This is a genomic window from uncultured Pseudomonas sp. (genome assembly GCF_943846705.1).
Lineage (GTDB): Bacteria > Pseudomonadota > Gammaproteobacteria > Pseudomonadales > Pseudomonadaceae > Aquipseudomonas.
Map to the genome: position 1 here is coordinate 1858053 of NZ_OX044366.1, position 26770 is coordinate 1884822.

Below are 26770 nucleotides of genomic sequence, written 5' to 3' on the forward strand. Positions count from 1 at the left end.
CGCTATTGCTCCAGCATCAATTGCATAAAGGTGAGGTCGAGCCAGCGGTCGAATTTGCGCCCGACCTGGGGCATCTGCCCGGTGGTGACAAAGCCAAGACGCTCGTGCAGGCGGATCGAGGCGCTGTTGCCGCTTTCAATGGCGGCGACCATCACGTGCAGGCCTGCATGTTTCGCGCGCTCAATTAGCGCCTGCATCAGCAGTGGGCCAAGGCCTTGACCACGTTGGTCGCTGCGCACATACACCGAGTGTTCGACGGTATGACGGAAGCCTTGGATGGCGCGCCAGGTGCCGTAGCTGGCATAACCGACCACGCTACCGGCATCATCATGCGCGACCAGCACCGGGAAGCCGGCGGCATGGCGCTCGGCCAGCCACGCTTGGCGGTTGGCCAGGTCAACTTGGCTCTCGTTCCAGATCGCTGTGGTGTGTTCGACCGCATCGTTATAAATGGCCAGGATGGCGGGCAGGTCGGCTTGCGTGGCGTCAAGAATAGGCATGCTGATTACGCAATGGGTTGGTGGACGGTGACCAGCTTGGTGCCATCCGGGAAGGTGGCCTCAACCTGAATCTCTGGGATCATTTCGGCGATGCCCTCCATCACCTGATCGCGGGTGAGCAGGGTGGTGCCAAAGTGCATCAGGTCAGCCACGGTCTGGCCGTCGCGGGCGCCTTCCAGCAGGGCGGCGGAGATGTAAGCCATGGCCTCCGGGTAGTTGAGTTTCACCCCGCGGGCCAGGCGGCGCTCGGCCACCAGGCCTGCGGTGAAAATTAGCAGTTTGTCTTTTTCGCGCGGCGTCAGGTCCATGGCGAGTCCTTTAGTTATTCAGGTCAGTTCGTAGGGTGGATGTCGTTTTTACATCCACCTGTTGGTGGTGGACAATGCTGCGCGGTTGTCCACCCTACGTGCTCCAGATTCTTGGGGGTACAGCGGTGCGCCCGAGCAACTCTGGGCGCAGCAGCTGCCAGAGGTCGATCAGCCAGGCGCGGGCATGCAGCGCTTCGTTGGCCAGGCAGCGGGCCACCAGCAGGCCCGGTAGTTGAGTCAGATCGCCGCGCACCTGGCTGGGCAGTTCGCGGCAGCGCTCGAGCAGTTCGCTGTCGATTTCGCCGCTGATCAGTAGCGTGGCGAATACCGGTTTGCCGTCCAGGCCGATGGGCGAGTCGAGCAGGCCGTCTGCGCCGGCTACGCGTTGGCGCTCGTGCCAGAGCAGTTGGCTGTCACGGCGGATATTCAGCCCGGCCTGGAAGTGGCCGGCGTCGAAGCGCTCAGCACTGGCCGGGCGGCCGAGGGCGATGATGTCCCAATACAGCAGCTTGGCATCGCCCTCCAGGTCGATCTCGGTCGTGAGTTCGGCCTGGGCCCCCGAGTAGATGATGGTTTCCTGCGGCAGCCATTCCAGCGTCGCGCCCGCTTTAACGCGCAACTTGAGTTGTTGATAGGCCGGGCCGGCGGCGCGGTACCACTTGGCGGCACCTGGGCTGGTCAGTTGCACCCAAGCGTTGTTGCCGACCGTGGCGCAAATAGCTAAACGGTCACCGCCGGCAATCCCGCCTGGCGGATGGACGATAATGTGCTGGCACACGTGCGGGCCTTCGGCGTACAGGTGCTTTTGCACCCGCAGCGGACCTTTATGGCGACGCAGCGTGGGGCGTGTGGCCGCGCCGTCATGGCCGTAAGCCAGTTCCAGCTCGGCCTGCCAGCTCGGGGTGAACAGCGCAGTGGGGACGGGTGCGTTCATAGGGGCTTTTCGTAGGGTGAATGGCGCTTTATCCATCCACCAGTTGTTAATGTCAGGTGCGATGAGCGGCGCGTCATCCACCCTACCGCGAGTTTCAAATCGCCACCAGTCCGCGCACACCGTCGTTTTCCATGCTTGCACCGCGGCCCTGTTGGACGATTTCACCACGGCTCATCACCAGGTACTGATCGGCCAGTTCGGCGGCAAAGTCATAGAACTGCTCGACCAGCAGAATGGCCATGTCGCCGCGTGCGGCGAGCTTGTTGATCACCACACCGATCTCCTTGATTACCGACGGCTGAATACCTTCGGTGGGCTCATCGAGGATCAGCAAGCGCGGCTTGCTCGCCAGCGCGCGGCCGATGGCCAGCTGTTGCTGCTGGCCGCCGGAAAGGTCGCCACCCCGGCGCAGCTTCATCTCGCGCAGCACCGGGAACAGCTCGTAGATAAATTCCGGCACGACTTTGGCTTCGCTGCCGGGGAAGCGCGACAAGCCCATCAGCAGGTTCTCTTCCACCGTCAGCCGAGCAAAAATCTCCCGGCCTTGCGGCACATAAGCGATGCCTGTGTGCACGCGTTGGTGCGGCTTGAAGGCGGTGATCGCTTGGCCCTCCCACTGCACGGCACCTTCTTTGGCGGGGATCAGGCCCATCAGGCATTTCAGCAAGGTGGTCTTGCCCACGCCGTTGCGCCCGAGCAGGCAGGTAACTTCGCCGACCTTGGCCTCGAATGACAGGCCACGGAGGATATGGCTACCGCCGTAGTATTGGTGCAGGTGTTGGACTTGCAGCATGGTTGTGTCCTTGATTCGTGTTGTGGGAGGGGCTTTAGCCGCGAGCTGTTCAACCCCTGAGGCATCGCGGTTAAAGCCCTTCCCGCCTGGGTGAATTACCCGCCCGCTCGCCTGATCAACGGCCGAGATACACCTCAATTACCCGCTCATCGGCCTGCACCTGCTCCAGCGAGCCTTCGGCCAGCACGCTGCCTTGGTGCAGCACGGTGACGTGGTCGGCGATTGAGCCGACGAAGCCCATGTCGTGCTCGACCACCATCAGCGAATGTTTGCGCGCCAGCGACTTGAACAGCTCGGCGGTGAACTCAGTTTCGGCGTCGGTCATGCCGGCCACCGGCTCGTCCAGCAGCAACAGTTGTGGGTCTTGCACCAGCAGCATGCCGATCTCGAGGAACTGCTTTTGCCCGTGGGACAACAACCCGGCCGGGCGCTGGCGTGCGCTGTCGAGCTTGATTGTCTGCAGCACTTCATCGATGCGGTCTTGCTGCTCGCCTGTTAGTTTGGCGCGCAGGCTGGCCCACACCGATTTGTTGGTTTTCTGCGCCAGTTCGAGGTTTTCAAATACGCTAAGCGCCTCGAACACCGTGGGCTTTTGGAACTTGCGGCCGATGCCGGACTGGGCGATTGCCACTTCGCTCATCTGCGTCAGGTCGAGGGTTTCACCAAAATACGCCACGCCGTTATCCGGGCGGGTTTTACCGGTGATCACGTCCATCATGGTGGTCTTGCCGGCACCGTTGGGGCCGATGATGCAGCGCAGCTCACCGACGCCGATGTACAGGGTCAGGTTGGTCAGCGCCTTGAAACCATCGAAGCTGACGTTGATGTCTTCCAGGGTCAGTATGGTGCCGTGGCGGGTGTTCAAGCCCTTGTTGGCCAGGCTGCTGGCACCAAGCGCATCACGGCTGCTGCCGGCGGGGTCGAAGGCTGGTTCGAGCATCAGTTCGGGTGTCGGAGTGGCGCGCATCATTGCTCTCCTTTTTTACGCAGAAGGCCAATCACGCCTTTGGGGAGAAAGAGGGTCACGACGATAAACAGGAAACCCAGGGCGAACAGCCAGTACTCGGGGAAGGCCACGGTGAACCAGCTCTTCATGCCATTGACCAGCCCCGCGCCAAGCAGTGGGCCGATCAACGTGCCACGCCCGCCGAGAGCGACCCACACGGCGGCTTCGATGGAGTTGGTCGGTGACATTTCGCTGGGGTTGATGATGCCCACCTGCGGTACATACAACGCCCCGGCCAGGCCACAGAGCACCGCGCTGAGTACCCAGATAAACAGCTTGTAACCGCGCGGGTCGTAGCCGCAGAACATCAGGCGGTTTTCCGCATCGCGTAGTGCAGTCAGCACCCGGCCAAACTTGCTACGTGCCAGCGTCCAGCCCAAATACAGGCTGGCGACCAGCAGCAGCACGGTGGCGAAAAACAGCACCGCGCGGGTATGGGTCGCGGTGATGTCGAAGCCGAGGATGGTGCTGAAGTTGGTAAAACCGTTGTTGCCACCAAAGCCGGTTTCGTTGCGAAAGAACAGCAGCATGCCGGCGAAGGTCAGGGCCTGGGTCATGATCGAAAAATACACGCCCTTGATCCGTGAGTTGAAGGCGAAGTAGCCGAACACCAGTGCCAGCAACCCGGGCGCCAAAACCACCAAGCACAGTGCCCAGAGAAAGTTGTCGGTGCCGTACCAATACCAGGGCAGCTCGGTCCAGGCGAGGAAGCTCATAAAGGCTGGCAAGCCATCGCCGGCGGCTTCGCGCATCAGGTACATGCCCATGGCATAGCCGCCGAGGGCGAAGAACAGGCCGTGACCGAGCGAGAGCAGGCCGGCGTACCCCCAGACCAGATCGAGCGCCAGGGCGACGATGCAGTAGCAGAGAATTTTGCCGACCAGGGTCAGGCTATAGGCCGAGATATGCAGGGCGTTGTCTGCCGGCAGCAGGTGCAGCAACGGCATGGCCAGCAGTACCGCCAGCACCAGTGCACCGATGGCCATCGAGGCTTGCGGGCCGAGCTTGGCGCTGGCACGGGCCAGCAGGGTTTGATTGAGTGGCATAGTCATTAGTCGATCACCCGTCCTTTCAACGCAAACAGACCTTGCGGGCGTTTCTGGATAAACAGAATGATCAGCGCGAGGATGAGGATCTTGCCGAGTACGGCGCCAATCTGCGGTTCGAGAATCTTGTTGGCAATGCCTAGGCCAAAGGCGGCCATGACGCTACCGGCGAGTTGGCCAACGCCGCCGAGTACCACCACCAGGAAGGAGTCGATGATGTAGCTCTGGCCGAGGTCCGGGCCGACGTTGCCGATCTGGCTCAGGGCCACGCCGCCAAGCCCGGCGATGCCAGAGCCGAGGCCGAAGGCGAGCATATCCACCTGGCCGGTGGGCACGCCGCAGCAGGCGGCCATGTTGCGGTTCTGCGTCACGGCGCGCACGTTGAGGCCGAGGCGGGTCTTGTTCAGCAGCAGCCAGGTGAGCACCACCACAAACAGCGCGAAGCCGATGATCACGATGCGGTTATACGGCAGCACCAGGTTGGGCAATACCTGAATGCCACCGGACAGCCAGTAGGGGTTGGCTACTTCGACGTTCTGCGCGCCGAACAGCACCCGCACCAGCTGGATCAGAATCAGGCTGATGCCCCAGGTGGCCAGCAGGGTTTCCAGCGGGCGACCGTAGAGGTGGCGGATCACCGTGCGCTCCAGCGCCATGCCGATGGCCGCGGTGACGAAGAACGCCACCGGCAGCGCCACCAGCGGGTACAGGGCCAGGGCCTCCGGGGCGAAGCGCTGGAACAGCACCTGCACCATGTACGTGGAGTAGGCACCGAGCATCAGCATCTCGCCGTGGGCCATGTTGATCACCCCGAGCAAACCGAAGGTGATGGCCAGGCCCAGCGCCGCCAGCAGCAAAATACTGCCGAGGCTGAGGCCGCTAAAGGCTTGGCCGAGCAGCTCGCCGACCAGCAGTTTGCGTTTAACTTGCGCCAGGCTGGTCTCGGCGGCGGTGCGCACGCTGGGGTCGCTCTCGACGTCGGGATCAAGCAGGGCTTCCAGGCGAGTGAGCGCCAGCGGGTCGCCGGTTTCACCGAGCAGGCGCACGGCGGCCAAACGCACATTGGCATCACTGTCGACCAATTGCAGGTTGGCCAGCGCCAGGGTCAGCGCGTCACGCACCGCTTCATCGGTCTCGCGCGCAACGCTGGCCTCCAGCAACGGCAGCTGCGCCGGCTTGGCGCTTTTCTGTAATTGCTGGGCGGCGGCCAGGCGCAGCGCCGGGTCGTCGGCTAGTAACTGGTGGCTGGCCATGGCGGTGCTGATCAAGCCGCGCAGGCGGTTATTCAGGCGCAGTTTACGGGTGGCACCAGTGGGGGCGGCATCACCTTCGACGGCTTGGTAGGCACCGTCGTGTTCAATAAAGGCCTGTTTGCTGCTGTCGGCCACCACACGACCTTGTTGCAGGGCTTCGAGCAACGGCAAGCGGTCGCCGTCAGGGTTGGCCGACCATTGTTGCAGCAGGCTGGCCTGCTTGGCGGGGTTGGCGGCGGCAAAATCATTGGCGTCACCTGCTTGGGCGGCCAGAGGCAGCATCAGCAGCAGGCTGAATAGAATTCGGCTAAAGGCAGTGGGCATAGGGCAGTCCTTGGGTATCCCGTTAAAGGCGGGACACTGTGGGAGCGAGCTTGCTGGCAATCGGACTCGATAACGCACCGAGTACTGCTGATCGTCAGCAAGCAGGTTCCTACAGGATTGAAGCGGGCGAGGCCCGTCGGATCAGTTCGACTTAACCGCGTAATCCGGCTTCTTGTCGTTGCCTTCGATGTACGGGCTCCACGGCTGCGCGCGCAGCGGGCCTTCGGTCTGCCACACCACCGAGAACTGCCCGTCTTCCTGTACTTCGCCGATCATCACTGGCTTGTGCAGGTGGTGGTTGGTCTTGTCCATGGTCAGGGTGTAGCCACTGGGCGCGGCGAAGGTCTGACCGGCGAGTGCGTCACGTACCTTGTCGACGTCCGTGGTGCCGGCTTTCTCGACCGCTTGCGCCCACATGTTGATGCCGACGTAGGTGGCTTCCATCGGGTCGTTGGTCACGGCCTTGTCCGCGCCCGGCAGGTTCTTGGCCTTGGCGTAGGCCTTCCACTTGTTAACGAACTCGGTGTTGACCGGGTTCTCCACGGACTGGAAGTAGTTCCACGCCGCCAGTTGACCGACCAGTGGCTTGGTGTCGATACCGCGCAGTTCTTCCTCACCGACCGAGAAAGCCACCACTGGGATGTCGGTGGCGTCGATGCCCTGGTTGGCCAGCTCCTTGTAGAACGGCACGTTGGAGTCACCGTTTACCGTGGAGATCACCGCGGTTTTACCGCCGGCGGAGAACTTCTTGATGTTGGCGACGATGGTTTGGTAATCGCTGTGGCCGAACGGGGTGTAGACCTCTTCGATGTCTTTCTCGGCGACGCCTTTGGCCATCAAGAAGCTGCGCAGGATTTTGTTGGTGGTGCGCGGGTACACGTAGTCGGTGCCGAGCAGGAAGTAGCGCTTGGCGGCGCCGCCGTCTTCGCTCATCAGGTATTCAACCGCCGGGATGGCTTGCTGGTTTGGCGCAGCCCCGGTGTAGAAAACGTTAGGCGACATCTCTTCGCCTTCGTACTGCACCGGGTAGAACAGCAGGCCGTTGAGTTCTTCGAATACCGGCAATACCGATTTGCGCGACACGCTGGTCCAGCAGCCAAACACTACATCGACCTTGTCCTGGGTCAGCAGCTGGCGGCCTTTCTCGGCGAACAGCGGCCAGTTGGAGGCAGGGTCGACCACCACGGCTTCCAGTTGCTTGCCGTTAACGCCGCCCTTGGCGTTGATTTCATCGATGGTCATCAGCGCCATGTCTTTCAGCGAGGTTTCCGAGATGGCCATGGTGCCGGACAGCGAGTGCAGGATACCGACCTTGATGGTCTCGGCGGCTTGCACGGTCCAGGTCATGCCCATGGCGGCGATGGAGGCGGACAGGGTGAAGGCCTTGAGCAGATTACGACGTTGCATGGTGCGATCTCCATTCACGAATGTGCTGTGTTAACGGCTGGTTCGGGCTTATGGGTCTTGGCCGTGACGCAACGGGTCATGGCTTGCACCCGCAGTCGGCGACAGCGCAGTGCTGCCCTCGGTAGGGCTAGAGCAATTGCTGTGCCTGTTTGCTCAAACTCGCCAATCGGGACCGGCCAAAACGCTCGCCCGCGCGCTGCAAGAGCGCGTGCTAGCCTGAAATGGCGGGGCAGAAGAGACGCCAACAGCCAGCCGCGCCAGCGGCGTAAATCGCCGGCGCGGTTGGCTTCGGTGTTGAGGGTTGCACCATGCAGGTGCGGGGAGGGGCGTGTGGTGCGGGGGGTGTACTGTGATGGGGCAAGGCGTTAGCTGCGCTTAGGCTCAACCCATCAAGTAGTTTTTGACCCCGGTAAAGATGATTTGCGCGGCCAGGGCGCAAACGAACAGGCCCATCAGGCGGCTGACGATTTGCAGGCCCTGGTCGCCGAGCAGGCGCTCGAACTGGTTGGACAGGTACAGCACGATGCCGACGGTCAGGCTGGCCAGGGCGATACCTAGCACGGCCACGGCTTTATCGCCCCAGTCCGGTTGGCTGGCGCCCATCAGCAGCAACGCACCGATGGTGCCGGGGCCGACGGTCAGCGGGATGGTTAGCGGCACGATGGTGACGTCTTGCTGCACGTTGTCGCTCTGCACCGCCGACTTGCCCTGGGCCATGCCCAGCGCCGAGATAAACAGCACGCTGCCGGCACCGATGCGGAAGGCATCAATGGTGATGCCGAACAGGGTGAAGATGTGTTTGCCGAACAGGTACAGCAGCACACTGGAGATCAAGACCCCGAGCGCGACTTTCCAGGCCAGGCGCTTGCGCTCCTTGACCGTGTAGCCACGGCTCAAACCAATAAAGCACGACAGCACAAAAAATGGGCTGTAGAGCACCAACAGTTTCAAATACAAGCTGAACAGCGCGGCCGCCATGGAGAGGACTCGTCTCAGTAAATAAGGGAGGCAGGGTACGAGTGTAGAGGCCGCCGGGCAATCCCGGCCGCTCTATTAGGATGGCAGGGAGTCGCGCTGGCGACGGATTTCCCGCTCGGCCACCCAGTGTTCAATCAGTTCACGCAACTGCGACATTTCCACCGGTTTGGACATGTGCCCATCCATGCCGGCTTGGCGCGCGCGCTCCTTGTGCTCAACCAGAATGTGCGCGGTGAGCGCCACCACCGGGGTGCGCGAGCGCTGCTCGGCGGCTTCCCACTGGCGCAGCTGCTCGGTGGCGGAGAAGCCATCGAGTACCGGCATTTCGCAATCCATCAGCACCAGGTCATAGTGCTGGGCTTTCATGGCACTGAGGGCTTCTTCGCCGTTGCTCGCGGTATCGGGCTGCAGGTTGAGCTTGCCGAGCATGCCGCGAATCACCTTGGTGGAGATGGTGTTGTCTTCGGCCACCAGAATGCGGAAATCACTCGGCGGATTCAGCGGCGTGCTCGCCGGGGCCGGGTTGAACATAGGTGAGTCGCTCTTGCCGCGCTGGGCCAGCTCATCGGCCAGGGTGGTTTTCAGGGTATAGCCCGCCACGGGTTTGGCCAGGATGCGTTTGATCCCGGCATTGCGCGCGATGATCTTGCTCGGTGCATGGCTGATGCCCGTGAGCATGATCAGCAGAATATCGTGGTTGATATTGGCGTCTTCCTTGATCCGTGCGGCCAGTTGCATGCCGGTCATGCCGGGCATGTCGTGATCCAGCAGCACGGCATCGAAGTACTCGCGCAGGTTCGCCTTGGTGCGCAGCAAGGCCAGCGCTTCCTTGCCCGAAGGGACGGCGCTGACCTGCATGCCCCAGGCGCTGCATTGCTGCACCAGGACCTTGCGGCAGGTGTCGTTGTCATCCACCACCAGCAGGCGCGCGCCCTGTAGTGAGGCGTCGAGGTCGGCGGTGGGCAGCTCCAGGCGCGCCGCATCCAGCGGCAGGGTCAGCCACAGCGTTGAACCTCGGCTGTTGCCGCCTTGGATACCAAACTCGCCGTCCATCAGGCGCACCAGCTGGCGTGCGATGATCAGGCCGAGGCGGCCGCCCAGCTTAGTCGCCGCGAGGAAGTCCTTGCTGTGCAGCTCGGCAGTCAGCAGGGCATCACGTTCGCTGGCGTCCAGCGGCTTGCCGCTGTCCTGCACGGCAATCCGTAGGCGCGGAGTGTCGGCATTGTTGTCGAGGGCCACCACCAGCAGGATTTCGCCTTCATCGGTCTGCTTGAAGGCGTTGTCCAGCAAGCTCAGCAGGGCCTGGCGCAGGCGCGTAGGGTCGCCGCTGATCACGCGCGGCACTTGCGGCTGCATAAAGCTGATCAGCTCAACCTTCTGCTGCTCGGCCTTGGCGCGGAAGATGTCGAGGCAATCCTCAATCAGTGCGTTGAGGTCGAACTGCACGTCATCCAGCTCAATTTGTCCGGACTCCAGCTTGGAAATGTCGAGGATCTCGTTAATCAGGGTTAGCAGCTCATTGCCCGAGCTGTGGATGGTTTGTACATAGTCGCGCTGCTTGGCAGACAGCGGCGTCCCGAGCAACAGCTCAGTCATGCCCAGCACGCCATTCATTGGGGTGCGAATTTCGTGGCTGATTTTGGCGAGAAACTCCGCCTTGGCTTTCAGTTCAGCGGTGCTGGCGGCGAGGGCGTTGCTGGTGTTGAACTGCTCCTGCAGGATGCGCCGCTGCCGTTCGCTGGCGGCCAGACTGAGCATAAAACCGCTGATGACGGTTGCGGTCAGCAGGCCGTAGGCAATCAATTCGCTCTGCACCGCCCAATAACCGAAGAAAATTGGTAGGGCGCAGATGAAGGCCACGCAGAACAGCAGTGCCGCCAGGCTAAACAGGCGCGCCGGTTGGTAGCCATGCCGCCAGTGGGTGAGCGAGACCAGTAGGATGCTCAAGCCCGCAACCGCGTTGAGCAGGTATACCATTTGGTTGAACTGCAGGTTGGTGGCTACCAGCAGCACCACGCAGACCATACCGATCAGCCCCACCTCGCCGCTGAGCAGATAATTCAGTGGGGTATTGGGGCAGACCTTATGGAAGAAACTGGCGGTAAAACACAGCGCGCAGAGCGCAGCCAGCAGCATCGACAGGTTGGCGATCTGCGGTTGCAAGCTTTGCCACTCATTCAGCCACGGCGTGCTGATACCCAGCAGGCTGACCACCGCGACCACTTGGCAGGTTTGCGTAGCGGCCAACCAGAGGCTGCTGGCGGCGCGCATATAGGCATAGCGTACGAGGTTATAAGCCACCAGCATAGCCAGGCCGCCGAGCAGCAGGCCGAAGAGCAGCGGGCGACTATCGTCGACTGCCATGGCTTGGGCGCTTTGCAGGGTGATGCTGGGGCGTAATGCATGCTCCGAGGCCAGGCGCAGATACACATCCAGCGGTTGCTTGGCTATTGGCAGCGGCAGGATAAAGTCGCGGCTGGCCAGTGGTCGGCTGGCGAACGGTAGATTGTTGCCGGTATGTTCCTGCGCGATCAGCTGATCGTTTTGCAGCACGTAGAGATCGAGATAGGACAGGTACGGAGCGAATAAACGCAGCATCTGTGCATCGCTACTGGCCGGCAGACGGTAATGCAGCCACAGCGCGCTGTTGCCGCCAGGGGTGTAGAGCTGGGTTAGATCGGTAGGGCGAAACTGCGCTTGGCGCTCGGGGCTGCGCACGTCGTTGAGTTGCAACTCGGCGCTGGGGTCACTAAGGCTTGACCAAGAGCCCTGTGTGCCTGCTTGCGCTGACGCTGCAGTGAGCGCCATTAGCAGGGTGCTGAGTAGCAGGTAGGTGGCAATCCTCAGCCGGCGCACAATGAATTCCCTTCAAGAATAAGTGCTCGGATTATAGCCAAGCTGTTCGTCCGGGTAATATGACTATGGTGGCCATTTAGCCACCATGGTCATTTTTTTCTTCACTTTTCTTCGTGTTCGCGGGCAATCGCGCGGTAGCCGATATCGGTGCGGTAGAAGCTGCCGTTCCAGCGAATCTTCTCGGCCAGGCGGTAGGCCTGCTGCTGAGCTTCCTCAACGGTGCGGCCGATGGCAGTGGCGCAAAGCACACGGCCGCCGGCGGTGACGATCTGACCGTCCTTGAGCGCGGTGCCGGCGTGGAAGACTTTACCGTCCAGTTGCGCGGCGTCATCCAGCCCTTCGATCACATCGCCTTTGGCGTAATCGGCGGGGTAACCACCGGCGGCGATGACCACGCCAACCGTCGGGCGCGGATCCCAGGTGGCTTCGACTTTATCCAGCGCCTTGGCCAGTGCAGCCTCGACCAGCAACACCAGGGACGACTCCAGGCGCACCATGATTGGCTGGGTTTCCGGATCGCCGAAACGGCAATTGAATTCAATCACCTTCGGTTGGCCGGCTTTGTCGATCATCAGCCCGGCGTAGAGGAAGCCGGTGTAGACGTTGCCTTCGCTGGCCATGCCGCGCACGGTTGGGTAGATGACTTCGTCCATCACCCGCTGGTGAATCTCGGCAGTCACCACCGGTGCCGGTGAGTAGGCACCCATGCCGCCGGTGTTCGGGCCGCTGTCGCCGTCGCCGACGCGCTTGTGGTCCTGGCTGGTGGCCATCGGCAGCACGTTGGCGCCGTCGACCATGACGATAAAGCTGGCTTCTTCGCCGTCGAGAAACTCTTCGATGACCACGCGTGAACCGGCTTCGCCAAAGGCATTGCCAGCGAGCATGTCGCGCACGGCGTCTTCAGCTTCCTGCAGGGTCATGGCGACGATCACACCTTTACCCGCCGCCAGGCCGTCAGCCTTGATTACGATGGGCGCGCCGACCTTTTGCAGGTACGCCAGAGCCGGCTCGACTTCGGTGAAGTTCTGATAGTCAGCAGTCGGAATTGCGTGACGGGCGAGGAAGTCTTTGGTGAAGGCTTTGGAGCCCTCCAGCTGCGCGGCGGCGGCGGTGGGGCCGAAGATATCCAGCTGGCGCGTGCGGAACAGGTCAACCACGCCGGCGACCAGCGGTGCTTCCGGGCCAACGATAGTCAGCTGCACGTTCTTCTCGGCGAAGTCGGCCAGGGCCTGGATGTCCAGCACGTCGATGGCGACGTTTTCGCACTTGGCTTCAGTGGCGGTGCCGGCGTTGCCGGGGGCGACGAAGATTTTCGCGACGCGCTTATCTTGCGCCACTTTCCAGGCCAGGGCGTGTTCACGACCGCCACTGCCGATGATCAATACGTTCATGTCTGTCTCCTTGTGGAGGCGGGCCTTGTGCCCGTTTGGTGGATAAACAAAACGTTATCCATCCTACTAAACGGTGTTGGGTATCGCTGTGCTCAACCCAACCTACAAAAACTGTGACGACTATCGAGGTTGCGATCAAACGGGTGGATGCAAGGCGCGGTTGGCTTCGATAAGCGCAGTTGCCGATTGGCAATGAGCATTATCGAAGCCAGCCGCAACACAGCAGGCGCCTGTTTGAGCGCGACCGTTTTAGTGCCTGAAATGGCGCATGCCGGTAAACACCATGGCGATGCCTGCTTCGTCTGCTGCAGCGATGACTTCTGCATCGCGCATCGAACCACCTGGCTGAATCACCGCAGTAACGCCATTGGCTGCGGCGTTATCCAAACCGTCGCGGAACGGGAAGAAGGCGTCGGACGCCATCACCGAACCGGCGACTTGCAGGCCGGCATGCTCAGCCTTGATTGCGGCAATCCGTGCGGAGTTGACGCGGCTCATCTGGCCGGCGCCGACACCGACGGTCTGGCGGTTCTTGGCGTAGACGATGGCGTTGGATTTAACAAACTTGGCCACTTTCCAGGCGAAGATCAGGTCGTGCACTTCCTGCTCGCTCGGCGCGCGCTGGGTGACGATCTTCAGGTCTTCTGCCTTGATCATGCCGATGTCGCGGCTCTGTACCAGCAAACCGCCGTTAACCCGCTTGAAGTCCCAGCCAGGGCTGCGCTCGGCCGGCCATTCGCCGCACTCGAGAAGGCGCACGTTGGCTTTGGCAGCCACCACTGCGCGGGCTTCGGCACTGATTTTCGGTGCGATGATGACTTCAACAAACTGCCGCTCGACGATGGCCTGGGCGGTGGCGCCGTCCAGTTCGCGGTTGAAGGCGATGATGCCGCCGAAGGCCGACTCGGTGTCGGTGGCGTAGGCCAGTTCGTAGGCCTGGCGGATGCCGCCTTCGCTGTCCAGGGCCACGGCCACGCCGCACGGGTTGGCGTGCTTGACGATGACGCAGGCGGGCTTAACAAAGCTCTTCACGCACTCCAGCGCGGCATCGGTGTCGGCCACGTTGTTGAACGACAGCTCTTTGCCCTGTAGCTGCACGGCGGTCGCCACGCAAGCTTCGTCGGCATGCTCAACGTAGAACGCGGCTTGCTGGTGCGGGTTCTCACCGTAGCGCATGTCTTGCGCCTTGATGAACTGGGTGTTGAAGGTGCGCGGGAACAGGTTGCGCTCGGCGGTCGACAGCGTCTCGCGGCTCTGCTCGATGGTGCCCAGGTAGTTGGCGATCATGCCGTCATAGGCGGCGGTGTGCTCAAAGGCTTTTAGCGCCAGGTCGAAGCGCTGGGCGTAGCTCAGGCCGCCGGCTTTGAGGTTTTCGACGATGCCGGCGTAGTCGCCAGCGTTGACCACGATGGCCACGTCTTTATGGTTCTTCGCCGCGGAGCGGACCATGGTCGGGCCGCCGATGTCGATGTTTTCGATGGCGTCGGCCAGGTCACAGCCAGGCTTGGCTACGGTGGCGGCGAACGGGTAGAGGTTGACCGCCACCAGGTCGATCGGCTTGATGCCATGCTCGTCCATCACGGCGCCGTCGAGGGCGCGGCGACCGAGGATGCCACCATGGATTTTCGGGTGCAGGGTCTTGACGCGACCGTCCATCATTTCCGGGAAGCCGGTGTAGTCGGCCACTTCCACGGCTGGGACGCCGTTGTCCTTAAGCAGCTTGTAGGTGCCACCGGTGGAGAGGATTTCCACGTTGAGGGCGACGAGCTCACGGGCAAACTCAAGGATGCCGGTCTTGTCGGAAACGCTGATCAAGGCACGGCGAACGGGGAGGCGGGTGGTCTGGTCGGTCATTTCAGAGTCCATCAGGGCGGAAGTATTAGCAAAAAGGGCGGCTCATGTGGGCCGCCCTTTTCGGGAGTTAGGGGTTACAGCAGGTCGTATTGCTTGAGCTTTTTACGCAGGGTGCCGCGATTCAGGCCGAGCAGCTCGGAGGCCTTGGTCTGGTTGCCCTTAACGTAGTTCATCACGGTTTCCAGCAGCGGTGCTTCCACTTCGGTCAGCACCAGATTGTAGACGTCACAGACGTCAGCGCCCTCAAGGTGGGCGAAGTAGTTATGCAACGCCTTCTCAACACTGCCGCGCAGGGTTTGCCCCTCTTCACTCGGCGTATTGAGGTGTTGCTTTAAACTACTGGTTTCACTCGCAGGAGCCATGTCACTTCCTAAAGTCTCGGTCAACATCGTCATGCGGCCACCCCTTCTCCATTGTTATGTCGTTCGCTGAAGAACTCGCGAACGTTGGCGCACTGCGCGTCCGTACTGTCCAGACGATTGAATTGGGCGCGAAACTCCTTGGCGCCCGGCAAGGTTGCGAGATACCAGCTGACATGCTTGCGGGCGATACGCACGCCCATTACATCGCCGTAGAAGACGTGCAGTGCAGCCAGGTGTTCAAGCAGAATGCGTTCCACCTCGCACAAGCTGGGCGCCGGGAGCTGTTCACCGGTACGCAGGTAGTGCTCGATCTCACGGAATATCCACGGCCGCCCCTGCGCCGCGCGGCCAATCAACAGGCCGTCGGCGCCCGTGGCGGCCAGTACAGCTTTGGCCTTCTGTGGCGAGTCAATGTCGCCATTGGCCAGTACCGGAATGGACACCGCCTGCTTGATCGCGGCAATGGTGTCGTACTCGGCGTCGCCCATGTACAGGTCGGCACGCGTACGGCCGTGCACGGCCAGCGCAACAATCCCGGCGTCTTCGGCGATCTTCGCCACCGTGACGCCGTTCTTGTTCTCGCGGTCCCAGCCGGTGCGGATCTTCAGGGTCACCGGTACATCCACAGCGGCGACCACGGCCTGAACAATCTCGCGAACCAATCCTTCATCTCGCAACAATGCCGAACCCGCGGCCTTGTTACACACCTTCTTGGCCGGGCAGCCCATGTTGATGTCGATAATCTGCGCGCCCAGCTCAACGTTCTTGCGTGCCGCATCGGCAAGCATCTGCGGATCACCGCCGGCGATCTGTACCGAGCGCGGCTCGGGATCACCGTCGTGAATCATGCGCAGGCTCGACTTGCGGGTATGCCACAGGCGCATGTCGCTAGTGACCATTTCCGAGACCACCAGGCCGGCGCCCATGCGCTTGCACAGCTGACGAAACGGCTGGTCTGTGACGCCCGCCATGGGGGCGAGGATCAGCGAGTTTGGCAATGTGTATGGGCCGATGCATAGCGCCGACATAGGGCTTCCCTGCTCAAGAGACCAGCTGCTGAACAAATAGGAGAGTGCGAAAAAGGGTGGGCATGATACCCGCTCTGGATGACCGGAGAAAGGCTGTTTTGAACAAATTATGAACAGCTGTCGGCTTATCGCGAAGGGTTTGGTTGCGCCGGATTCCCAAGCAATCCGCTTTGTGCGGGCTATTCCGGCGAGTGGAAGCTCAGGCTGTAGTTCACCGCCTGGGTGCCTGGGTCGAGGATGTCCAGGGAAATGTGGATTGGCGTTTGCGGCGGCATTTCCGCGTTACCGGCCAGTTCGCCGGCCAGGTATTCGCTGGGTTTGAAGCGACGGCTGGCGAGTAGCTGGCCGTTGATGTCGGCAAAGCGTATTTCCAGCAGCGGGAAGGGCTGCGAGAACGCGGCGCGGTTGTAAAGGATGGCGTCGACTACCAGCGCGCCGCTGAACTCAGGATGGCTGCGCACCACCAGGTTGCTGCTCTTGACTTGGTTGATATCAACCTTGGACGGCAGCTGGCAGCCGATGGCCGGGCACAGTTGTTCAAACCAGGGGCGGTACTGGTCCTGACGCGCCAGCTCGTCGAAGTGATAAATCACGTATTGGCCGGCCAGGGCGCTCGCGCCGAGCAGGTTCAGCAGGCCCCAGCCGAGCCAGCGGCCCCAGGGTTTCTTCGGTGGCTGCCAGTCCAGTTCTAAGGGTTCGTCATCCAGTTCGAACAGGTGCTCGTCGCGCAATTCCGGCTCGTTACGCTCGGGCTTTTTTGTCGCGGTGGGGCGCGGTTGTTCATCCAGTGGGCTGTCTGCGGGCTCGCTAAACGGCTCGCGCTCGGCCTGCAGCTCAACCTGCTCAGCGTCGAGTGCCGGATTGTGGTCATCGCTGACCTCAAACTTGGCTGGCGACTCGTCATCGGTTGCGCGGCTGGCGGCGGCTGGCGGCGTCACTGTTTGCGGTTTGACGGTCAGGCTGGCAGTGGGTGTGTTCAGCTCATCGTGCAGCAGGGCTTCGGCCCAGCGCTCGTCGTGCGGGTCGTGCTCTGCGGCTTGTGGGGTGAGGAAGCTTTCGGCGTATTTCGGCGCGTCATCGATTGCCAGAAACTGCTTGGACAGCTGTTGTTCCTGGGCCTCAAGCTTGGCCAGCTCTTCATCCAGGTCGAGGTTGTCGAGATCCAGGTCGTCATGGATCCACAGGTTGTCGCTGGCTTTCTGGCTGGTCGGCGCTGTGTCGCTCGGCACCGCCTGGTGTGCGGCGGGTGGTGCTGGCGTTGTGCTGGGCTGCGGCACGGGTGCTGGCGCAGGTGTGGCTGGTGCTGGGTTGGCGGGCAGCTGCTGGCCCTGTTCACGCAGCTGCTGCGCGGCATTGAACACCTGCAGGCAGGCTCCGCAGCGCACGGCTCCATGGGCAGCACCCAGCTGCGTGAGGTTCACGCGAAAGCTGGTGCGGCAATGGGGGCACTGGGTGACGAAGCTCTGGGTCATGCGGGATCCGGCGGCCTGCGCTCAGGCGAAACAAGGCGGTTAGTCTAACGCAAGTGCTTAGCAATGCAGCAGCTGTGCACACTCGAGCGGTTAGCGGCGTACGCCGCTGATGCGCACCCAGCCGTCTTTGTCGGCCGTCGGGTCGAGGATAAAGGCCTCGGCATAAGCGGCGCGCACCTCTTCGGCTTGTTCGGCGAGGATGCCTGACAATGCCAGGCGGCCGCCTGCTTTGACCAGGCGGGTGATCTGCGGAGCCAAGGCTACCAGAGGTCCGGCGAGGATATTGGCAAGCACCACGTCGGCAGGCTCTTGTGGCATGTTCTCGGGCAGGTAGAGCGGGAAGCGCGCGGGCTCGATGCCGTTGCGGCCGGCATTGTCGCGAGAGGCTTCGATGGCCTGAATGTCGATATCGGTGCCCACTGCCTGCGGCGCGCCGAGCAGCAGGGCGGCAATGGCCAGAATGCCCGAGCCGCAACCAAAGTCGATCACGCTGCAGTCTTGCAGGTTTTGGCCGTCCAGCCATTCCAGGCATAACGCGGTGGTCGGGTGGGTGCCGGTGCCGAAAGCCAGGCCCGGGTCGAGCAGCAGGTTGACCGCATCTGGCTCCGGTGCGGCGTGCCAGCTCGGCACGATCCACAGGCGCTGGCCGAAGCGCATCGGCTCGAAGCCGTCCATCCAGCTGCGCTCCCAGTCTTGATCGGCAATCACTTCGGCGTGGTGCTCCGGCAGGTCGGTGCCGGTCAGCAACTGTAAATGAGCGAATACCGCGTTGGCGTCGGTATCGGCTTCGAACAGGGCGAGCAGGTGGGTGTGCGACCACAGCGGCGTAGTGCCCAGGTCCGGCTCGAAAATCGGCTGGTCTTCGGCGTCCATAAAGGTCACCGATACGGCGCCCACTTCCAGCAGTGCGTCTTCGTAGGTTTCCGCTTGCTCCGGGGTGATGGCGAGACGGACTTGTAACCAGGGCATGGGAAACCTCGTAAGCAGTATGGCGTGATGGTGCAAATAGGCGCGCAGCTTACTTGAACGGGGCTGCGTGCTGCCAGTGTGGGGTGGATGTCGCTTGCTACATCTAGCGGCGTGCGGCGGTGGCAAACGCTTTGCGGTTTGCCACCGCGGGGTTGGCGGAAACGACAAGGGCCGCCTAATGGCAGCCCTTGTCTGTGCGCTACGCCGAAGCCTAGTGCTTATCCATACCCAGTTTTTTCTCTAGGTAGTGGATATTTATCCCGCCTTCGCAGAAGCCTTTGTCGCGGACCAGCATGCGGTGCAGCGGAACATTGGTCTTGATCCCGTCTACCACGATCTCATCCAGTGCATTGCGCATGCGCGCCATGGCTTCGTCGCGGGTCGCACCGTAGGTGATGACCTTGCCGATCAGTGAGTCGTAGTGCGGCGGTACGGTGTAGCCACTGTACAGGTGTGAATCCACCCGCACGCCATTGCCGCCAGGGGCATGGAAGTGCTTGACCTTACCGGGGCAGGGCATGAAGTTGTCCGGGTCTTCGGCGTTGATCCGGCACTCCAGCGAGTGGCCGCGAATCACTACATCACTCTGCTTGAACGACAGCTTGTTGCCAGCGGCGATGCTGAGCATCTCCTTGACGATGTCGATGCCGGTGACCATCTCCGATACCGGATGCTCCACCTGCACGCGGGTGTTCATCTCGATAAAGTAGAAACGACCATCTTCGTAGAGGAACTCGAAGGTGCCAGCGCCGCGATAGCCGATCTCGATGCAGGCATCGACACAGCGTTGCAGTACTTCGGTGCGGGCTTTTTCATCAATGCCCGGTGCCGGCGCTTCTTCCAAGACCTTCTGGTGGCGGCGCTGCAGCGAGCAGTCGCGGTCACCGAGGTGGATGGCGTTGCCCTGGCCGTCGGACAGCACCTGGACTTCCACGTGACGCGGATTGCCGAGGAACTTCTCCAGATAGACCATTGGGTTGCCGAATACCGAGCCGGCTTCGCTGCGGGTCAGCTTGGCCGATTTGATCAGGTCTTCTTCCTTGTAGACCACGCGCATACCGCGACCACCGCCGCCACCAGCGGCCTTGATGATCACTGGGTAGCCGACTTCGCGAGCAATCTGCAGAGCAGTTTCCTCGTCTTCCGGCAGCGGGCCGTCGGAGCCGGGTACCACCGGTACGCCGGCGCGCTTCATGGCGTCTTTGGCAGAAACCTTGTCGCCCATCAGGCGGATGGTCTCGGCTGTCGGGCCGACAAAGGCGAAACCGGAGTTTTCCACCTGTTCGGCGAAATCGGCGTTTTCCGCGAGGAAGCCGTAGCCGGGGTGGATGGCAGTCGCGCCAGTCACTTCGGCGGCGGCGATAATCGCCGGGATCTGCAGGTAAGACAGCGCGCCAGAGGCCGGCCCGATGCATACCGACTCGTCGGCCAGGCCCAGGTGCATCAATTCACGGTCGGCGGTGGAATGCACCGCGACGGTCTTGATACCCAGCTCTTTACAGGCGCGCAAGACGCGCAAGGCGATCTCGCCGCGGTTGGCGATCAGAACTTTTTCCAACATCGCTGGCTCTCCGCGGTTCAAACGATAGTGAACAGGGGTTGATCGTATTCCACCGGCTGGCCGTTTTCGCCCAGGATGGATTCGATCACGCCGCTGGTTTCAGCCTCGATGTGGTTCATCATCTTCATCGCTTCGACGATGCAGAGGATGTCGCCTTTCTTCACGCTCGCGCCGACTTCGACGAAGTTGGCCGAGGTTGGCCCTGAGGCGCGGTAGAAAGTGCCGACCATTGGCGAGCGCACCACGGTGCCGTTCAGTTTGGCTGCAGCTGGGGCGGCGGCTTCGGCGGCGGCGACGGGCGCAGCCGCAGGTGCGGCTGGTGCGGCGGCAGGCGCTGGGGCGTACATCGGCTGTTGCATAAAGGCCGGCTGCTTGCTGTGGCGGCTGATGCGCACGGACTCTTCGCCTTCGCGAATCTCCAGCTCGTCGATGCCGGACTCTTCCAGCAGCTCGATCAGTTTTTTGACTTTACGAATATCCATAGTGGTTCAACTCCCAGTGAGGTCAGGGGCGCTTAAGTTCAAGTTGTTCGAGTGCGGCCTCCAGGGCCAGTCGATAACCGCTGGCGCCAAGGCCGCAGATCACTCCTACCGCAACATCTGAAAAATAGGAGTGATGGCGGAAAGCTTCGCGTTTGTGCACGTTGGACAAGTGCACTTCGATGAATGGGATGCTCACCGCCAGCAATGCGTCACGTAATGCGACGCTGGTGTGAGTAAAAGCGGCAGGGTTGATCAGAATAAAGTCGACCCCTTCACCCTGTGCGGCGTGAATGCGCTCAATCAGTTCGTATTCGGCATTGCTCTGCAGGTACAGCAGATGATGGCCGGCCTCGCGGGCGCGGCGCTCCAGATCGAGGTTGATCTGCTCCAGGGTGACGGCGCCGTAGACTCCCGGCTCGCGGGTGCCGAGCAGGTTGAGGTTGGGGCCGTGCAATACCAGTAGGGTCGCCATGGCGGTGCTTCCTTGTTTTGCTACTGCGCAGGACTATGCAGCGATAGCAAAAATCTGTCCAGTTCTCAGCAATAGTCGACACGATGACCGCATGATGCGACAAGTATGTGACTGGCGAGGCTAAAATCGTTCGCGTGCAGTTGTCAGGCGAGCGGCGAAGGTCGCCGCATCCACCTCACCTACGACACGCAAATCACGCCATTCGTCACCTTGAGCGTCGAACAGCAGAATGGCCGGCGGGCCAAACAGCTGGTAGCGGTCGAGTAGGGCGCGTTGCGCGGGATTGCTGTCGGTGATGTCGAAGCGCAGCAGTTTATAGTCGCCCAGCTGGCGGCCAACTTCGGGTGCCGCGAGCACTTCGCGTTCGATCACTTTGCAGCTGATGCACCAGTCGGCGTACCAATCGAGCAGCAGTGGCTGGCCGTTGCGTTGCGCCGTGAGCAAGGCCGCATCCAGCTCGGCAGGGGTGGTGACCGTCTGCCATTGGCCGGCTTGCACCTGTGTGGCCTCGGCGCTGCTGAGCGTGCGCCCGAGTGGGCGCAATGGGTCATCCTGGCCCTGCAGCGCACCGACCCAAGCCACCAGGGCATAGACCAGTAGCGGCAGGCCGAGTAATTGCGCGAATTTTTGGTGATGGGTTTTCGGGGTGAGTTCCAGCACGCCAAGCCAGAGTGCTACTCCGGCCGCCAGCAGCCCCCACAGCGCCAGGCTGACCGGGCCGGGTACGACGCGCTCGAGCAGCCAGATGGCCACAGCCATCAGCAAGGCGCCGAACAGGTTGCGCACCGTAATCATCCAGGTTCCGGATTTCGGCAGTAATGCGCCGCCGCCGACCGCGAACAACACCAGCGGTGCGCCCATACCCAGGCCCAGAGCCAGCAGCTTGAGGCCGCCGCCGAGGGCGTCGCCACTGGCGCTGATGTACAGCAGCGCGCCGGCCAGTGGTGCGGAAACGCAGGGTGAAACCAGTACGCTGGAGAGCACGCCAAGCGCGGCAGCGCTGAATACCGTACCGCCGTGCAGGCGCTGGCTCAGGCGCTGCAGCGGGCCATCGATAGCCGCTGGCAAGCGCAGTTCGAGGAAGCCCAGGCTGGCTGCGCCGAACAGGGCGAAGAAAATTGCAAAGGGCACCAGTACCCAGGGCGATTGCAGGCGCGCTTGTAAATTAAGTTCGGCGCCAAACAGGCCCATCAGCGCACCGAGGATGGCAAAGCTCAGTGCCATCGGCAGCACATAGGCCAGCGCCAGCACCAGGCTGCGCAGGCCGCCAGGTTGGCCGCGCAGCACCACGCCAGTGAGAATCGGCAGCATCGGCAGTACGCAGGGGGTGAAGGTCAGGGCCAGGCCACCGAGGAAAAACAGCGCCAGATCAGTCCAGCTCCAGGGTGTCGCGGCATCTGCTGCGCTGGCACTGCTGGACGCTGCGCCGTCGCCAATTTTCAGCACCTCGGTTTCTGGCGGGTAACACAGGCCTTTATCGGCGCAGCCCTGGTAGTCGACGCTGAGGTTGAATGCTCGGTTGTCCGGGTTGTTGACCGGCACCTCGACATCCAGCACCTCGTAGTACACCTCCACATCGCCGAAGTACTCATCGTGCTTGGCCTGGCCGGCCGGCAGAATCGCCTGGCCTAGCTGGACATCAGTCGGCGTACTGCTGAAGCTGAAGCGATGCTTATAGAGGTAGTAACCCTCGGCAGCGACAAAGCGCAGTTTGACCGACTCGCTGGAGCTGCTGAGCAGGCTCAGCTTGAAGGCCTCGCGTACCGGCAAAAACTCAGCGCTGTTGTTCAGCGCTGTGCCCAGCTGCGCAGGGGCGGGTGGCTTGTCGAACAGGCCAGCGCTGGCGGGCAGTACGACCAGAAGCAGAAGCAAGCTGAGGAAACGGTGCATGGCAGGCTCGTGATACGGGAGTCGTCGCATCATAACGGAGGCGCAAGACTCCGTGCATGCTCCAGCCTGTAAGCGGTCTTGTCTGCGCACTAAATGGTGCGCGACAGATTGCCGCGTTTAGACCCGGAATGCCTGCACGGCGGTGTGCAGCTGGCCGCCGAGTTGCAACAGTTGCTCACCTTGCTGGCGGCCCTGGCCAATACGTTGCAGGTTGTCGCCGCCCAGCGTGTGGATGCGCTCGCTGTGCCCGCGAATGTCGCTGACCGCGCCGCTTTGTTGTGCGGTGGCGTCGGCGATGCGCTCGGCCATGCTGGAGATGGTGCGGATCGCCGCGACAATTTCATCCAGCGCGCCATCGGCGGCGGCGGCTTGGCTGGCGGTGGTTTCTGCATGCTCGACCTGGCTGCGCATGGCCTGTACCGATTGCCGGGCGGCCTGTTGCAAGCGGCCGATCAGCTCCTGAATCTCAGCCGTCGCGCCGCTGGTGCGTTGCGATAGCGAGCGCACCTCATCGGCCACCACGGCAAAGCCACGGCCCAACTCCCCGGCGCGCGCCGCCTCGATGGCGGCATTCAGCGCGAGCAGATTGGTCTGCTCGGCAATCCCGCGAATCACCGTCAGGACATTGCCGATGGTCGCTGTTTCTTCGGCCAGGCGTTCGATGGCCTGGGCGTTGCCCTGGACTTGATCGACCAGCGCATGCAGGCCGGTAAGGCTGTGGCCGATCACCTGCTGACCCTGTTCGAGGGCGCGGTTGGCGTCGCGACTGGCCTCCGCGGCCTGGCTGGCGTCGCCGGCCACTTGCTGAATGGTCGTCTGTAACTCGCCCAGTGCGTCGCGAATCTGCGCGGTATCGCCGGCTTGGCGTTCGGCGCCGCCATGCAAGCCGCCGCTGAGGTCGGCCAGGGTGCGGCTGGAGCCGACCACCTGTTCGGCGTGCTGGCGAATGGTGCCGACCAGATCAACCAGATAGGCGCGCAGGCGATTCAGCGATTCTTCGATGTCGCGTAATTCCTGGGTGCGTGAGCCCAGCTGAATGTCTGCGGCAAAGTCGCCCTGGGCCCAGGTCGATAGGGCCGGGGCCAGGTGTGTGAGTACGCGGGTGAGGCGCCGCTGCAGGGTGTCGATGATCAGCGCAATCAACAGAATCAGGCCAATCATCAGGCCGAGGATCAGCTGCACTTCGCCTTGGATGCGCCCGTGTTCGGCGCGCACCCGCGGTTCCAGCGCGGCGAGTGCCTGCTGCACTTGCTCGACTTGTACGCGGGTGCTGCTGGCCAGTGCCGCGCGCTGCTCGATCAGGCTGCGGGTGCGCTGCAGTTCGCCAGGGTAGCGCTTGAGTAGGCTGGCCAGGTCACGCTTGAGAGCGATGCCATGGTCTTCGGCTTGGCTGCTTTCGCTGTTGGCGTCTAGCCCCAGCATGTCGGCAAACGAGAGATTGGACGACTGACGGGTCTCGGCTACGCCGAGCAGCGGCAAGGCGTTGAGCGCTTGGGCGTGTTCGTCCAGGGCCGCCAGCTCACGCTCTACCTCGCTGACCAGTTCGCTGCGGCCGCTGCGCACCAGTCTGTCGCGGGCATGGGCCAAGCGCGTGAGGTGGCGGGCAGCACTGAACAGCGGGCGGCGATAAGGGGCAGCGGCACTGGCTTCGCTGCTGTCGGCGTATTGCGCCAGTTGCTCAAGGGCGGCGTCGATTTCCCGCTCGGCCTGCAGCAATAGGCCTTGCGGGTCGGCGGAAAGCTTGCCGGCGGCCAGCAGCTGGTTGGCACTGAATGCCTTGAGTTCGCCGAGGCTGGTGCGCAGGTTGGCTGCCAGTTGAGGCGGTAGCTCGGTCGTCGCCTGTTCGAGGCTCTCCAGCGCCTGCAGAGCTGCGCGGTGGCGCAGAGCATCGCCACTTTTCAGGTAGGTATTGATGTTTTGCGCGGTCTCGCCCTGGAATTGCTGCGCCAGGCTCAGGTAGCGCGCCATCAGCAAATAAGGACGCTCCAGGGCACGCTGCGACCACCAAAGCGTGGCCGCCAGCGCCACGCAGACGGTAACCAGCAGCAGGGTGTTGAGGTTGGTGAGGGATCTAAGGCGCATAAGGCTCGACCGATAGCGAACGGTTTCGGCCGCCGACGCATGCGTCAGGGCGGCTGCTAAGCCTCAGAATTTATTGCTTTTTCGTGACGCTAATATGACGACGCCAACCGCGTCACAGTTTTCTGTGGGACGGTTGGCGTGATGCTCAGGTGCATCAGGGCGAAATGATTCAGTCCGCGCGGTAGATCGCCACCTGATTGCGCCCGCCGTGCTTGGCTACATACAGCGCCTCATCGGCCTGTTGCGAGAGCAGTTTGCCGTCCAGGTCGGGGGTTAGTTGGGCGATGCCGCCGCTGAAGGTGCAGGACAGGTCGTGGGGTTGTGCCGAGAACTGAATTTCGGCGAAGCGCTGGCGGATTTCATCGAGCACCCGGCGGGCTGATTCGGCGTCTGTACCGGGCATGACTACGGCAAATTCTTCGCCGCCGTAGCGGCCGATATGGTCGCTCTTGCGCAGGCGCTGCTTGAGAAACAGCGCCAGGCTTTTGATCACCCGGTCGCCCATGGGGTGGCCGTAGGTGTCGTTGACCTTCTTGAAGAAGTCGATGTCGATCATCGCAAAGCTCAGCGGCAGGCCGTCGCGCTCGGCACGAAAGCGTGCATCTTCGAGCAGTTGCAAGGTGTGGGTGTGGTTGTACAGGCCGGTCAGGCTGTCGCGCACCATGCGTGCCTTGAGGTTGCGTGCGCGGGCGGCGCGGTTGCGCACGGTGGCAATCAGATGGCGTGGCTTGATCGGTTTGGTGAGAAAGTCATCACCGCCTTCGCTCATGGCATCGAGCTGCTTGTCGAGGTCGTCTTCGGCTGACAGGTAGATGATCGGCACGCTGACATAGCGGTCGTTGTGACGAATCACCTGGGCCAGCTCCGGGCCGTTGCACTCGGGCATGTACATGTCGAGGATGACCAAGTCCGGCTGAAAATCGGCCAGATGGCTCATCGCCTGGATTGGCTCGATCAGTGTGCGGGTGACGATCCCGGCGCTGTTGAGTACACGCTCGGTGTGCGTAGCCTGAGCCCGCGAGTCATCGATGATCAGCACCTTATAAGGCTCGTACTGGGCAACGTGGGTCAGCACCTCTATGCGTTCGAACAGATTCGAGGCATCCAGGCTGCCGGTGAAAAACTCCTGGCCGCCGGCGCGCACGGCCGCTAGGCGGGTCATGGTGTCGGTATCGGCGGCGCTGAAGAACAGCAGCGGGATCTTGTGCTCCAGGCCTTCCTGCACGCTCTGCGCCAGTTGCAGGCCGCAACCGGGGCCGGAAAAGTCGACTTCCATCAAGATGGCCGCCGGGTGGCGTTCGAGCATGGCGTTACGAAAGGCGTTGGCGTTGTCCATGGCGATGGCGGTCATGCCGAAGAACTCCAGGCGCTGCACCAGTTGTTCGGCGCGCTCCATATGTTGCAAGGCCAGATAGACCGGTTTGCGCAGTGGCGGCAGCACGGTTTGCTCAAAGCGGTCACCGTGGCGCAGGCCGGTGCGTGACAGGCGCTGCAGCAGCAGGTTGAGCTGGCTGATCAGTTGGCTATTGAGGCGGCCACGGTTGTCGGCAACCTGCTGCAGGCAGGCATCGATTTCCTCGGCCAGTTGACGGTGCTCGGCCTGGTCGAAGCGTTGGGCGTAGCGTTGCAGCAACTGTGTCGCTTCGCGCAACTCGGCCATCCCAGGTTCGCTCCACTCGCTGCGCTGCAGGCGCTGCCAGACTTCCAGTACCTGGCGTGCCTGATTGATCACGCGTTGGGCGAAGTGCTGCTTGAGGCGGTCACTGCTGGGGTCTTCGTGCTCGATCATGGCGCGGGTTCGA

General features: G+C 62.2%; 22 protein-coding genes. All 22 read right to left on the minus strand.

Features of this window, described 5'->3' with window-relative positions; translation table 11 throughout:
* Positions 1-2: 2 nt before the first annotated feature.
* The 22 genes from Q0V31_RS08690 to Q0V31_RS08795 all read right to left on the minus strand — a co-directional run bounded on the left by Q0V31_RS08690 (position 3) and on the right by Q0V31_RS08795 (position 26757).
* Positions 3-506, minus strand: a complete 504-nt coding sequence (locus Q0V31_RS08690) for a GNAT family N-acetyltransferase (RefSeq protein ID WP_298190986.1) — start codon at positions 504-506, stop codon at positions 3-5.
* Complete coding sequence (ureA, locus tag Q0V31_RS08695; protein WP_298186926.1) at positions 506-808, minus strand: urease subunit gamma; 303 nt, start codon at positions 806-808, stop codon at positions 506-508. The genes Q0V31_RS08690 and ureA overlap by 1 nt, the downstream gene beginning before the upstream one ends.
* Positions 809-902: 94 nt before the next feature.
* A complete protein-coding gene (locus tag Q0V31_RS08700) occupies positions 903-1742 on the minus strand; it encodes an urease accessory protein UreD (protein ID WP_298186928.1) in 840 nt (279 codons plus the stop codon).
* A 94-nt stretch (positions 1743-1836) separates the two neighbouring features.
* A complete protein-coding gene (urtE, locus tag Q0V31_RS08705) occupies positions 1837-2535 on the minus strand; it encodes an urea ABC transporter ATP-binding subunit UrtE (protein ID WP_298186930.1) in 699 nt (232 codons plus the stop codon).
* Positions 2536-2650: 115 nt separating this feature from the next.
* Positions 2651-3502 (minus strand): urea ABC transporter ATP-binding protein UrtD, encoded by an 852-nt coding sequence (gene urtD, locus Q0V31_RS08710; protein WP_298186931.1) that lies wholly within the window; start codon positions 3500-3502, stop codon positions 2651-2653.
* Positions 3502-4593 carry an urea ABC transporter permease subunit UrtC gene (gene urtC, locus Q0V31_RS08715; RefSeq protein WP_298186933.1) on the minus strand — a complete coding sequence of 364 codons (1092 nt, stop codon included), beginning with the start codon at positions 4591-4593 and terminating at the stop codon, positions 3502-3504. Before urtC ends, urtD begins: the two co-directional genes overlap by 1 nt.
* Entirely contained in the window at positions 4593-6164 is a 1572-nt protein-coding gene (gene urtB / locus Q0V31_RS08720; protein ID WP_298186935.1) for an urea ABC transporter permease subunit UrtB, read from the minus strand. Before urtB ends, urtC begins: the two co-directional genes overlap by 1 nt.
* 141 nt (positions 6165-6305) lie before the next feature.
* Positions 6306-7571, minus strand: a complete 1266-nt coding sequence (gene urtA, locus Q0V31_RS08725) for an urea ABC transporter substrate-binding protein (RefSeq protein WP_298186938.1) — start codon at positions 7569-7571, stop codon at positions 6306-6308.
* A 381-nt stretch (positions 7572-7952) separates the two neighbouring features.
* Complete coding sequence (locus tag Q0V31_RS08730) at positions 7953-8549, minus strand: MarC family protein (RefSeq protein WP_298186940.1); 597 nt, start codon at positions 8547-8549, stop codon at positions 7953-7955.
* A gap of 75 nt (positions 8550-8624) precedes the next feature.
* The gene (locus tag Q0V31_RS08735) at positions 8625-11357 is read right to left on the minus strand and encodes a hybrid sensor histidine kinase/response regulator (protein ID WP_298190988.1); all 2733 of its coding nucleotides are present in this window, start codon (positions 11355-11357) and stop codon (positions 8625-8627) included.
* Positions 11358-11506: 149 nt separating this feature from the next.
* Positions 11507-12796 carry a phosphoribosylamine--glycine ligase gene (purD, locus tag Q0V31_RS08740; RefSeq protein ID WP_298186943.1) on the minus strand — a complete coding sequence of 430 codons (1290 nt, stop codon included), beginning with the start codon at positions 12794-12796 and terminating at the stop codon, positions 11507-11509.
* A 249-nt stretch (positions 12797-13045) separates the two neighbouring features.
* The gene (purH, locus tag Q0V31_RS08745; protein WP_298186946.1) at positions 13046-14650 is read right to left on the minus strand and encodes a bifunctional phosphoribosylaminoimidazolecarboxamide formyltransferase/IMP cyclohydrolase; all 1605 of its coding nucleotides are present in this window, start codon (positions 14648-14650) and stop codon (positions 13046-13048) included.
* A 74-nt stretch (positions 14651-14724) separates the two neighbouring features.
* Complete coding sequence (gene fis / locus Q0V31_RS08750) at positions 14725-15045, minus strand: DNA-binding transcriptional regulator Fis (RefSeq protein WP_298186949.1); 321 nt, start codon at positions 15043-15045, stop codon at positions 14725-14727.
* On the minus strand, positions 15042-16040 hold the full coding sequence (dusB, locus tag Q0V31_RS08755; RefSeq protein WP_298186951.1) for a tRNA dihydrouridine synthase DusB: 999 nt from the start codon (positions 16038-16040) through the stop codon (positions 15042-15044). The genes fis and dusB overlap by 4 nt, the downstream gene beginning before the upstream one ends.
* A 179-nt stretch (positions 16041-16219) precedes the next feature.
* Positions 16220-17512: a DUF3426 domain-containing protein gene (locus Q0V31_RS08760; RefSeq protein ID WP_298186954.1), complete on the minus strand. Its 1293-nt coding sequence runs from the start codon at positions 17510-17512 to the stop codon at positions 16220-16222.
* A gap of 90 nt (positions 17513-17602) precedes the next feature.
* On the minus strand, positions 17603-18481 hold the full coding sequence (gene prmA / locus Q0V31_RS08765; RefSeq protein ID WP_298186957.1) for a 50S ribosomal protein L11 methyltransferase: 879 nt from the start codon (positions 18479-18481) through the stop codon (positions 17603-17605).
* 211 nt (positions 18482-18692) lie between these two features.
* Positions 18693-20042, minus strand: coding sequence for an acetyl-CoA carboxylase biotin carboxylase subunit (gene accC / locus Q0V31_RS08770; RefSeq protein WP_298186959.1), 1350 nt, complete (start codon positions 20040-20042; stop codon positions 18693-18695).
* A gap of 17 nt (positions 20043-20059) precedes the next feature.
* Positions 20060-20524, minus strand: a complete 465-nt coding sequence (accB, locus tag Q0V31_RS08775) for an acetyl-CoA carboxylase biotin carboxyl carrier protein (protein ID WP_298186961.1) — start codon at positions 20522-20524, stop codon at positions 20060-20062.
* A gap of 22 nt (positions 20525-20546) precedes the next feature.
* Complete coding sequence (gene aroQ, locus Q0V31_RS08780) at positions 20547-20996, minus strand: type II 3-dehydroquinate dehydratase (protein ID WP_090240152.1); 450 nt, start codon at positions 20994-20996, stop codon at positions 20547-20549.
* 120 nt (positions 20997-21116) lie between these two features.
* On the minus strand, positions 21117-22886 hold the full coding sequence (locus Q0V31_RS08785) for a protein-disulfide reductase DsbD (protein ID WP_298186966.1): 1770 nt from the start codon (positions 22884-22886) through the stop codon (positions 21117-21119).
* A 117-nt stretch (positions 22887-23003) separates the two neighbouring features.
* Complete coding sequence (locus Q0V31_RS08790; RefSeq protein WP_298186967.1) at positions 23004-24968, minus strand: methyl-accepting chemotaxis protein; 1965 nt, start codon at positions 24966-24968, stop codon at positions 23004-23006.
* A gap of 169 nt (positions 24969-25137) precedes the next feature.
* Positions 25138-26757, minus strand: a complete 1620-nt coding sequence (locus tag Q0V31_RS08795; protein WP_298186969.1) for a PleD family two-component system response regulator — start codon at positions 26755-26757, stop codon at positions 25138-25140.
* Between the last annotated feature and the right edge of the window lie 13 nt (positions 26758-26770).

Excerpts from the sequence above, each read along its gene's own strand:
- ureA (WP_298186926.1), bottom strand. The coding sequence starts at position 808 with ATGGACCTGACGCCGCGCGAAAAAGACAAACTGCTAATTTTCACCGCA.
- Q0V31_RS08700 (WP_298186928.1), bottom strand. The coding sequence starts at position 1,742 with ATGAACGCACCCGTCCCCACTGCGCTGTTCACCCCGAGCTGGCAGGCC.
- urtE (WP_298186930.1), bottom strand. The coding sequence starts at position 2,535 with ATGCTGCAAGTCCAACACCTGCACCAATACTACGGCGGTAGCCATATC.
- urtD (WP_298186931.1), bottom strand. The coding sequence starts at position 3,502 with ATGCGCGCCACTCCGACACCCGAACTGATGCTCGAACCAGCCTTCGAC.
- urtC (WP_298186933.1), bottom strand. The coding sequence starts at position 4,593 with ATGACTATGCCACTCAATCAAACCCTGCTGGCCCGTGCCAGCGCCAAG.
- urtB (WP_298186935.1), bottom strand. The coding sequence starts at position 6,164 with ATGCCCACTGCCTTTAGCCGAATTCTATTCAGCCTGCTGCTGATGCTG.
- urtA (WP_298186938.1), bottom strand. The coding sequence starts at position 7,571 with ATGCAACGTCGTAATCTGCTCAAGGCCTTCACCCTGTCCGCCTCCATC.
- Q0V31_RS08730 (WP_298186940.1), bottom strand. The coding sequence starts at position 8,549 with ATGGCGGCCGCGCTGTTCAGCTTGTATTTGAAACTGTTGGTGCTCTAC.
- Q0V31_RS08735 (WP_298190988.1), bottom strand. The coding sequence starts at position 11,357 with ATGGCGCTCACTGCAGCGTCAGCGCAAGCAGGCACACAGGGCTCTTGG.
- purD (WP_298186943.1), bottom strand. The coding sequence starts at position 12,796 with ATGAACGTATTGATCATCGGCAGTGGCGGTCGTGAACACGCCCTGGCC.
- purH (WP_298186946.1), bottom strand. The coding sequence starts at position 14,650 with ATGACCGACCAGACCACCCGCCTCCCCGTTCGCCGTGCCTTGATCAGC.
- fis (WP_298186949.1), bottom strand. The coding sequence starts at position 15,045 with ATGACGATGTTGACCGAGACTTTAGGAAGTGACATGGCTCCTGCGAGT.
- dusB (WP_298186951.1), bottom strand. The coding sequence starts at position 16,040 with ATGTCGGCGCTATGCATCGGCCCATACACATTGCCAAACTCGCTGATC.
- Q0V31_RS08760 (WP_298186954.1), bottom strand. The coding sequence starts at position 17,512 with ATGACCCAGAGCTTCGTCACCCAGTGCCCCCATTGCCGCACCAGCTTT.
- prmA (WP_298186957.1), bottom strand. The coding sequence starts at position 18,481 with ATGCCCTGGTTACAAGTCCGTCTCGCCATCACCCCGGAGCAAGCGGAA.
- accC (WP_298186959.1), bottom strand. The coding sequence starts at position 20,042 with ATGTTGGAAAAAGTTCTGATCGCCAACCGCGGCGAGATCGCCTTGCGC.
- accB (WP_298186961.1), bottom strand. The coding sequence starts at position 20,524 with ATGGATATTCGTAAAGTCAAAAAACTGATCGAGCTGCTGGAAGAGTCC.
- aroQ (WP_090240152.1), bottom strand. The coding sequence starts at position 20,996 with ATGGCGACCCTACTGGTATTGCACGGCCCCAACCTCAACCTGCTCGGC.
- Q0V31_RS08785 (WP_298186966.1), bottom strand. The coding sequence starts at position 22,886 with ATGCACCGTTTCCTCAGCTTGCTTCTGCTTCTGGTCGTACTGCCCGCC.
- Q0V31_RS08790 (WP_298186967.1), bottom strand. The coding sequence starts at position 24,968 with ATGCGCCTTAGATCCCTCACCAACCTCAACACCCTGCTGCTGGTTACC.
- Q0V31_RS08795 (WP_298186969.1), bottom strand. The coding sequence starts at position 26,757 with ATGATCGAGCACGAAGACCCCAGCAGTGACCGCCTCAAGCAGCACTTC.